This window comes from Bradyrhizobium sp. LjRoot220 (assembly GCF_964252915.1).
GTDB lineage: Bacteria > Pseudomonadota > Alphaproteobacteria > Rhizobiales > Xanthobacteraceae > Bradyrhizobium.
Genome location: NZ_CAXUPS020000001.1, coordinates 1,877,061 through 1,885,939, shown reverse-complemented (window position 1 = coordinate 1,885,939; position 8,879 = coordinate 1,877,061). Strand labels below are relative to the sequence as shown.

Genomic DNA, 8,879 nt, shown 5'->3' with positions numbered 1-8,879 from the left:
CACGCTGGCGGACGAGGACGGCGACAGCAGCGTTGCCGACCTCACCATCACCATCACCGGCACCAACGACGGGCCGGTGATTACGTCCAACGGCGCCGGGCCCACGGCTTCAATCTCGGTTGCCGAGAACACTATTGCGGTGACCACGGTCACATCCACGGACGTTGACATCCCCGCTCAAACGTTAACCTATTCGATCTCGGGTGGGGCGGATGCCGCGAAGTTCACCATCATCGCCGCCACCGGCGCGCTGAGCTTTGTCTCGGCACCGAACTTCGAGTCACCGGCCGACGTGGGCGCGAATAACGTCTACGACGTCATAGTGCAGGTCTCCGACGGAAGCGCCACGGATACGCAAGCAATTGCGGTCACGGTGACAAACGTCGAAGAGGCACCAGTTGCCGGTGGCGACGCCGTAATCACGAATATTGGCTTGGGAACCGCAATTTCTATTCCGGATTGGGCTCTCCTCTTCAACGACTTCGATCCAGAGGCAGCCACAGTAACGATCACGAGCGCCACCTCGACGGCCGCTGGGGATACTGCTTCACACGCTGGTGTAACGGTAACCTATACCGACAACAGCCCAGCCGGAGGCTCGTTCACTTACGTCGTAACGGATGGGGCGCCCCCTAACACAACGGGAGCGGCGACAGTTACCCAGGATCTTGTCGGCACTCTGGACGGGACGGCCGGAAACGACATCATCATCAGCCAAGGCGGGGGTGGCTCTAACACCGTAATCAGCGGAACAGGAAACGACGTTCTGCTCGGAGCCAATGCAAAAGATACCTACCAATTTGGATTGTCCGATGGGACTGACATCATCAGCGACGTCGCCGGGAATGATGCTATTACTATTACGCCCAGTGCCTCGATCAGCACACTGAACTTCGACCACGTCGGCAACAACTTGGTAGTCGATGCCGGAGCGACCCACATCACCGTTATGGGGCATTATAGCGGCAATTCCGTCGAAGCCATCAGCTTTGTCAATGGAGGGATGGTCTACGGCTACGCGCTTGGCACGGGCTCCCACAATTTGTCCACGTCCCTAAGCGGAGGAGGGCAAGATGACGTGGTTACCTCCTCGTCTGCTGGCGAGTTGTTGACCGGATCAGGTGGGAATGATCTCTTGTTTGGAAACGGTGGTACCGACGCGCTCACGGGCGGAAGCGGAAGTGATCTGCTGGTCGGCGGCGCATTTGCTGACACGTTTATCATCAGTGGCGGAGATTCTTCGGCCGCCGTCGGTGGTGCCGGGGGCGCCGGAACGATCACCGGGTATGACGTAATCGGCGATTTCGATCCGGCCGCCGACTTCCTTGATTTGCAGGGCACGGCTACTGCCGCAGCCAATACCAGTATTAACGGCACCAACTCCAGTTTGACGATCGGCGGGAATACGGTAAGTTCGCATGGAATAACAAACGGCATTATCCAGTTCGACACCTCGGGCGCATTTGATACGCCGGTAGCTTTGACCTCGACGGCGGACGTCGCAGCGGTTGTTCAATATCTGAAAGCACAGCCTAATGCCAATGACCTTGGTAATGCCGGCGCCACGGTGGCGTTCACAGCTACCATTAGTGGGGTAGCTCACACCTATATTTATGAACAGGTCAACAACACTGTATCAAGCAACGACATCCTAGTCGACCTATGGAATGTAACCGTAACGAATTTGTCTACACTGATTCCCTCGCATATTTTTCCGGCCGGTATTGCCGGAGAGCCGATCAACCTGGCGCTCACCAATCCTTCGGTCGATCCGACCGGTCTAGTCACGGTCACGGTTGCCGGCATTCCCTCGGGTTGGAGCCTGAACGCCGGAACGAACAACGGCGACGGCAGCTGGACCGTACAGACGAACGATCCGAGCACGCTGACCGTCACCACGCAGGCGGGACTCACAGGAGCGACGGTACTCCACGTGACCCAAACCTGGACCAACGCGGACGGCACCACGGGCATTGCAAAATTCTTCGACAACGTGGAAGCCTATGCGCCCGGTTCCCCAATCTTCGCCGTGTCGGGCGACGACAACCTGACGGGTTCGAGCGGCAACGACTTGTTCGTTGTCGCCCAACCGATCGGCCATGATACGATCTATAACTTCGACACGGCGCACGACCAGATCGACCTTATCGGGTACGCCGGCTTCACGACGTTTGTGGACGTTCAGGTGCAGACGATCAACAATGATCTCGGCGATGCCGTAATCACCTTGGGAGATGGCCAGTCGATCACCCTCCATGGCGTCGATGCCAATTCGCTCTCAGCCGACGATTTCGTGTTCGATCAAACGCCGGCCGTACAGAATTCCGGCAGCATGACAATCAGCGATGGCGCGGTCATCCCGCTAAGCGGAAGGATCGTGAACACGGGCACAATCGAGTTGAACTCGACCGGCAACGACACTGACCTCCAGCTTATCGAGTATGGCATTACGCTCGAGGGCCACGGGCAGGTGATCCTGTCCGACAGCACGGAGAACGTCATCAGCGCAACGGTCTCCGACGTCACACTCACGAATCTAGACAACACGATCTCGGGCGCCGGACAGCTCGGCGCAGGGCAGATGATCCTGGTTAACGAAGGCACGATCATCGCCACCGGCACCAATTCCCTCGAGATCGATACCGGTGCGAACACCGTCGTCAATTCCGGAACGCTCGAAGCGACCGGCAGCGGCGGGCTGGTCATCGACAGCAATCTTGATAATTCCGGATTGCTGTGGGCGAATGGAGCAGACATCACCCTCAACGGCAGCGTAACTGGCGGCGGCACTGCATTGATCGATGGTGTAGCCACGATCGAGTTCGAAGCAGCCTCATCTGTCAACGTAACTATTGGTGCCGAAGCGACTGGGACGCTCAAGCTTGGCGACTCCTTCGACTTCAGCGGAATTGTTTCGGGATTTAACGAGGATGACCACCTCGATCTGCTCGATGTCACGTTTGGAGAAGGCACCAGCGTAAGTTACGTAGAGAATTCGGAGGAGACCGGCGGAACCCTAACGGTGAGCGACGGCGTTCACACCGCCAACATCTCGTTGCTCGGCGAGTACTCGGCGGACGGCTTCATATTCGCGGCAGACGCCACTACAGGCACACTTCTGTCATACCGTGATGATCTAATCTAGCAGCGATCGACAGCATTGGATACAGTGCGCAAACGATGGGGCGATGCCCGACGACTGGTCCGAGAACGTGAGAAGAGCATGACCAGGTAGGGGCACGCTTGGCACGGAGCGTTCATAGATGGCGATCAGGATCAGCGAGGTAAAGTCGTCCAGGCTCTCGGATGACAAGAAGGAGGTCATCGTCGGTGGCAGCGGAAAGTATATTGGCGACGTGGAGCTCAAAATAGCGCGCGAGTGTGTGGACGATTTTATCGATGCCCTCGTCAGCGCGCGGGGCACGCTTGGGTCAACCCTTGCAGTGGCCGCTCCCAGTGTGGACTCCGCCGCGGGACCCAAGCGAAATGCTCGCTCGGGGGGCAACTCGAACGGAGTCAGATTTGAAATCCCGAAGACCTTCGCCGTGACGGCGGACACTGAGGGCAGGGGCCTGGTCCTGCTTATTCTCAATCACCGGTTGGAAAACCAGGAAGGTTATGCGCTGAGCCCGGATGCTGCAAAGCAAGTAGCTGGCGGCCTGACCAAGAGTGCGGACGCAGTGCTCGCCGATCGCGACAACCAAGAAGGCCGAAGCCAGCAACGTCTTTGATCTGATGGACGCCAGCATCAAAGGCGGCAGGGGCGCGCCGGCAGGGCTCTCGTAGTGATGAACAATAAACTGCGAGACGGGCTGTGGAGTTTCGACCGCAATTCGGTGTTACCTCATGAAAAGTTGCTGTTTCGCGAATTACTCTCCCTGATTAGTCGAGTAGGGAAATGTTTTGAAAAGCGACTGCGAGACAGCAAATTAACGGCTCAGCTGGTCGTCTCTGCGGGGCGCGAAGGGGAGCTACTGTGTGTCGGGCCGCTCCTCCCAAAGGGCTGCGATCTCAGCCTCGCTCAGAACCAGCCGGTCGCTGAGAGGATCTGCCAACCGCGCGACTTTATCGCGGTGCTGACGCAACAATCCTTCGGATTTGTTGTAAGCAATTTCGCGCAAACCTGATCCCACTGGCTGCTCGCGCCCCTCCATAAAGTGACGCATTTCTGCTATGTCGGCAAACGCAGGCGAAACAGGCGTCGCAATCGAAAACATCCGGTCAGCGAGGGTACCAGCAGAGTACAGGGCTATTCGATCTATGAGTGACATCGACTGGCGCTCTTCGACGTCGACCTCTCCTAAAGTCAGGTCACGCACGGCGATAATCGCCATTCCGCAGACCTTCAATCCAAGCGAGCAAGCGACGATAGTGCGACCTGCCTGATAGATCGCAGGCTCTTGGCGTTGTTCTAAAGGTGTCACGGCCATTCCCTCCAGCGGTTGCTGTGGAAAATTCGACGGTCGGCAACGATGCTGTCGCTCCGATGTGACCGTTTTGGGACATCTTTCCAAGCGCCGGCGCAGGCGCATCGCGCCGTGACCTGCCAATCAGGAGCGCGGCGGCGTCAGCCGCTTCTTCGGGCCGGGGAGGGCTGGGCGGGGCCCTGAAAGCCGAGCATGCGCTTGTTCCAGGCGTCGCAGGCCAAACGGTCTGCGGCCTTGCGCGCACGGGCAGCTTCCTCCGCCGCCGCCCGGACGGAGGCGCCGTAGATGGTTTCCGGTGACTTTGTGCCCATGGGCTATTGAAGCGCGACTGTGCGCGTAAGGGAAGCCGCTACGGATTGCGACGGCCGTTGAAATGTACGCGGCCTGCGAAAAGAACAAAGGCCCCGATCTTACGGGGCTTTTTGCATTTTGGCCGAACTGAAAATGCACATGCCCAGAACGAGTGTAAAAAATGGCGGTGGTTTTTACAGTTTTCGAGTGAAAATATGAGGTAAAACAATCTGATGGCGGAAGGGGTGTCTTCCGAACCTACGGTTTCATTCTAAGTCTTGTTGTTTCAAACCCCTTCATAGCAAGGGTTTTCTCTCGCTGGCTCTTGTCTGCCGGATTCAAATCGGATCAGACTCTTTCGCAGGATTTCATGCCGCTGATAGGGCTGGTGATAGGGCTATGGCGAAAGCGTTCAACCGATTACCCGCCAACGTTTTAAGCAAGAAACTGCATCCTGGTCGACATGCCGACGGCGGCAATCTTTACCTGAGCATTTCCAAAACGGGCACGAAGCGGTGGGTCTTCCTCTATCGCGGCGCGAACAGCCGGCCGATCGAGATGGGGCTGGGTGCCGCCCGTGACGTACCGCTGGCGCGGGCGCGGGAGAAGGCCACAGCGGCGCGCGCGCTGTTGGCGGACGGCAAGGATCCGCTTGAAGCGCGACGCGCGGAGGACGACGTCCCCACCTTCGGAGAGGCGGCCAAGGCCTTGATCGATACGATGCGGCCAAGCTGGAAGAACGAAAAGCACGCGGCCCAGTGGCTGATGACCCTTCTGGGAGTCGATGCTGACGGTAAGCCGACCGAGTACGACTACTGCAAGGCGATCAGAGAAAAACCGGTCGACAAGGTCGTGACCGAGCATGTGCTCCAGATACTGCGTCCAATCTGGCAGGAGAAGCCCGAGACAGCTTCGCGGCTGCGGGGGCGCATAGAGCGTGTCCTCGACGCTGAACGCGCCCACGGCCACCGTACGGGCGAGAATCCGGCTCGCTGGCGCGGCCATTTAGATCTGATCTTGCCCGGCCGCACCAAGCTCAGCCGGGGACACCATCCGGCGATGCCCTATCCAGGCGTACCCTCATTCGTTCACGACCTGCGGCAGCGGACGACGATGTCAAACCTGGCACTCGAGTTCACGATGCTGACAGCGGCGAGGTCGACCGAAGCCCGGGAGATGGTTTGGACCGAGGTCGACCGCATCGAAGCTCTTTGGACCGTTCCCGCCGATCGGATGAAGGAGGGCAGGGAGCATCGGATACCGCTTTGCGCACGGGCCATCGAGATCCTTGAACTGGCATCACGTATCGCGGGCAAGCGTCAAAGCGCATTCGTCTTCCCCGGAGCAAAGCCAAGACGGCCACTCAGCGACATGAGCCTGACCATGGCTCTCCGCCGGGCCGGCCATGCCGAGTATACCGTTCACGGGTTTAGGTCGTCTTTCCGCGATTGGTGCGGCGACGAAACCGAGTTTGCACGTGAGGTCGCGGAGGCAGCGCTATCGCATCTGGTCGGTGACGATTCTGAGCGCGCGTACCGTCGCAGCGACGCGCTAGAGAAGCGTCGCAAGCTGATGAATGCATGGGCGGCATATCTGGAAAATAATTCCAGCATGGTAATCGCTTTCAGTGGTCCGCAATTAGCGGCTTGATTTTTCGATTGACGAAGAATCGTTTCTTTGAGACAAGCGATTCACGCAATTGATTTGCGTCGGCGTCGAGAGCATCTCCGCCGCGGCTTCCCCCACTGAAGCCAAGCCTACAAAATCTGGCGATTGTGCCAACGTCAAAAGGAAAAAAACGGTGACTGCCGCAAGGCATTCCCGCGCGCCCTGCAGCAGCAGGGGGAACCTTTTGAGTTGGTCGCGCTGCTGAGCGGCCACCAGGTTTGGAGGTTCGCTATGGCCCACGACGACATCATGCTTTCGAAAGAGGTGGAGAAGGACGTCCGGCTTTCGGCGCCCACGATTTGGCGCATGCAAAAGGCTGGGCTTTTTCCTCCGTATTTCAAACTGTCACCAAAGAAAAACGCCGCCCATCGATCCGTCATCGCGGATTGGAAAAGCGATCCGCAGGCGTGGGCGAAGCGAAATGCCGCCGCACGTCTGGAGGGCTCAAATGGCTGAGATAATTCCGTTTCCGCTCGTGCGGCGGCAAGCATTCATCCTGCGTCAGGCGGCCAGGGCCGCAGAGCTCAACCAGCACGCTGGCGAGCGCCACATCCAGCAGCAGGTGAAGTGCCAAGTTGACGCCATGCGTCGCAAAGGCATCGCCGAGGATCTCATCGCACTCGAGGTGAAGTGCATGGAAGTGGCGATCCTGGCCGCGCTTTGGAAGGCCGTGATTGACGCCCCTGGAGGTATCCGGTGAGCCGGCGGTCGACATCTTTCAGCGGTCAGTGGGCGGGCCGCCTGGTGGAAATGCTAGAATCGCCGGCTTATCGCGCGCTCAGCCTTTCAGCCATTCGGGTTATCAATCGCATCGAAATCGAGCTGGCTCACCATGGCGGGCAGGACAACGGGCGCCTGCCGGTCACCTTCGATGACTTCGAACAGTACGGCATTCATCGTCATGCGATCGCGCCTGCAATCCGCGAAGCACAAGCGTTGGGTTTCATTGAGGTGACCGAACGCGGGCGAGCCGGTAGCGCAAATCGGCGGGCTCCCAACCGATTCAGGCTAACATTCCGGCCGACCAAGGGAGCCAGAAACGATGGTACCCACGAATGGCGTAAGATCGAGACGAGCGAGCAGGCTGCAATCCTAGCGAAGCAATCCAGGCTCGCAAAATCAGAATCTCTGGTGGCGAAGGGCGCCGGAAGCGACCCCCGAAAAGCGCACCAAAGACCGGTGGGTCATGGTGCGGAAACCGACACTACGGGGCTCAGTTCGGAAACCACCACTACTATCTATATCTCGGGGAGGGCACGCGATGTCGCATGATCGCTCGCTCGGGCTGTTCCCGATCGAACCACCCGACCGCGCCCACCTAACCGTCGATGAGATGTTTGAGCAATGGTGGAAGCAATATCCGCGGCGAGTCGCCCGGGGCGCTGCCAAGAAAGCCTTCAAGCGGGTGCTGGCTCAAAAAATCGCATCACCGGATCAGTTGCTCGCCGGTGTCATGAGGTATGCCGCCGAGCGAGTGGGCGAGGACCCGCAGTACACTGCGCACGGCGCAAGCTGGCTTAACGCTGAGCGCTGGCTCGACGAACCGAAGCCGCAACATCGCAGGCCGATGAGCACGGCGGACTCGATGGTCGTCGGCATGATGTCAGGCATGGACGAGCACGACGCGCGGGCGCTGGCCGCGCAACTCGATGCGATGTCGATGCCGCGGCGCAGGGACACGGACAGGGAATGAACGTCGACCCACCCCCCACCAAGTTCCCGAAAGCCAGTAGGGGCTCCAACCGCTTTGGGTTGCACGCGCAACCCCTGCGCGCGCGGTGATGAAAATCTCCAGAAATGCACATTCGGAAAAAACTGATGGCTAAGAAAACAAAAAAACGCCGACCCGGAAGGCCCACGCGATTGGACGCGAGCCGGGCAGCTCTGGCCGGAATCGACTTGGCTGCCGTCGATCCGCTGGCGATTCTGCGCGCGATCGCGGCGGACGTCAGCGCACCGGCGTCCGCCCGGGTTGCGGCCGCAAAGGCGCTGGCCAAGACGATTCCCCAAGAGAGGAAACCGGCGGAGCACTTGGAGGGCGACCTGGTATCCCGCCGTGCGCTTCGTATTTTGAACGGAGGAAAGGTATGACCGACCACGATTCCGTCCCGATTGTCGGGATCCACCGCGGCGTTGGCCTGCACGACTGTCAATCTGAGGAGAGGCTCGTCGTCGTACGCAAGGCCATCGACGAGGTTTTCGATATTGCGGATATCCGCAAGCTGCTCGATGTCGCCGGCGATCCGTGCTGGCCCCCCGAGTCGCGCATATTTGCCGGGGCAAAACTGCAGGCTATTCACTCGATCGCGACGGACCGACGCGAAACACGTCCCGGTATCGATCTCGAATACGTGCGCGCCCTTCTTGCCGGCGTCAACAGCAAGCAGTGGCGCGATCCAAACCACTATTGCTCGCTGCTGGATTACGGCCGCTGGGGCGCACCTGGCACGAAGAAGCCCGCTAAGCGCGATGTACCTTTACAGCGATGAGGTG

The 8,879-nt window shown here is 59.1% G+C and carries 9 protein-coding genes; 8 read left to right on the top strand and 1 reads right to left on the bottom strand.

Translation table 11 applies throughout. From position 1 onward, the window contains the following. The first annotated feature begins 139 nt into the window (after positions 1–139). Positions 140–3,145 (top strand): beta strand repeat-containing protein, encoded by a 3,006-nt coding sequence (locus ACSQ84_RS08390; protein WP_436211131.1) that lies wholly within the window; start codon positions 140–142, stop codon positions 3,143–3,145. A 118-nt stretch (positions 3,146–3,263) separates the two neighbouring features. Next, on the top strand, positions 3,264–3,731 hold the full coding sequence (locus tag ACSQ84_RS08385) for a hypothetical protein (RefSeq protein WP_436211130.1): 468 nt from the start codon (positions 3,264–3,266) through the stop codon (positions 3,729–3,731). Between the two features lie 240 nt (positions 3,732–3,971). On the opposite strand, the gene ACSQ84_RS08380 is transcribed toward ACSQ84_RS08385, so the two are convergent. Beyond that, complete coding sequence (locus tag ACSQ84_RS08380) at positions 3,972–4,424, bottom strand: hypothetical protein (protein WP_436211129.1); 453 nt, start codon at positions 4,422–4,424, stop codon at positions 3,972–3,974. Between the two features lie 693 nt (positions 4,425–5,117). On the opposite strand from ACSQ84_RS08380, the gene ACSQ84_RS08375 reads away from it, so the two are divergent. From ACSQ84_RS08375 to ACSQ84_RS08350, 6 genes are all read left to right on the top strand, one after another. Beyond that, on the top strand, positions 5,118–6,368 hold the full coding sequence (locus ACSQ84_RS08375) for a tyrosine-type recombinase/integrase (protein WP_436211128.1): 1,251 nt from the start codon (positions 5,118–5,120) through the stop codon (positions 6,366–6,368). Positions 6,369–6,617: 249 nt separating this feature from the next. Beyond that, the gene (locus ACSQ84_RS08370) at positions 6,618–6,842 is read left to right on the top strand and encodes a helix-turn-helix transcriptional regulator (protein ID WP_436211127.1); all 225 of its coding nucleotides are present in this window, start codon (positions 6,618–6,620) and stop codon (positions 6,840–6,842) included. Beyond that, on the top strand, positions 6,835–7,086 hold the full coding sequence (locus tag ACSQ84_RS08365) for a DUF6074 family protein (RefSeq protein ID WP_436211126.1): 252 nt from the start codon (positions 6,835–6,837) through the stop codon (positions 7,084–7,086). Before ACSQ84_RS08370 ends, ACSQ84_RS08365 begins: the two co-directional genes overlap by 8 nt. Before the next feature lie 561 nt (positions 7,087–7,647). Then, a complete protein-coding gene (locus ACSQ84_RS08360; protein ID WP_436211125.1) occupies positions 7,648–8,079 on the top strand; it encodes a hypothetical protein in 432 nt (143 codons plus the stop codon). A 125-nt stretch (positions 8,080–8,204) separates the two neighbouring features. After that, entirely contained in the window at positions 8,205–8,477 is a 273-nt protein-coding gene (locus ACSQ84_RS08355; protein ID WP_436211124.1) for a hypothetical protein, read from the top strand. After that, positions 8,474–8,875, top strand: a complete 402-nt coding sequence (locus ACSQ84_RS08350) for a hypothetical protein (protein WP_436211123.1) — start codon at positions 8,474–8,476, stop codon at positions 8,873–8,875. The genes ACSQ84_RS08355 and ACSQ84_RS08350 overlap by 4 nt, the downstream gene beginning before the upstream one ends. Positions 8,876–8,879 lie beyond the last annotated feature (4 nt).

What these genes read in the sequence shown, in the direction of transcription:
- ACSQ84_RS08385 (WP_436211130.1), top strand. Translation starts at nt 3,264, where the DNA reads ATGGCGATCAGGATCAGCGAGGTAAAGTCGTCCAGGCTCTCGGATGAC.
- ACSQ84_RS08375 (WP_436211128.1), top strand. Translation starts at nt 5,118, where the DNA reads ATGGCGAAAGCGTTCAACCGATTACCCGCCAACGTTTTAAGCAAGAAA.
- ACSQ84_RS08370 (WP_436211127.1), top strand. Translation starts at nt 6,618, where the DNA reads ATGGCCCACGACGACATCATGCTTTCGAAAGAGGTGGAGAAGGACGTC.
- ACSQ84_RS08365 (WP_436211126.1), top strand. Translation starts at nt 6,835, where the DNA reads ATGGCTGAGATAATTCCGTTTCCGCTCGTGCGGCGGCAAGCATTCATC.
- ACSQ84_RS08360 (WP_436211125.1), top strand. Translation starts at nt 7,648, where the DNA reads ATGTCGCATGATCGCTCGCTCGGGCTGTTCCCGATCGAACCACCCGAC.
- ACSQ84_RS08355 (WP_436211124.1), top strand. Translation starts at nt 8,205, where the DNA reads ATGGCTAAGAAAACAAAAAAACGCCGACCCGGAAGGCCCACGCGATTG.
- ACSQ84_RS08350 (WP_436211123.1), top strand. Translation starts at nt 8,474, where the DNA reads ATGACCGACCACGATTCCGTCCCGATTGTCGGGATCCACCGCGGCGTT.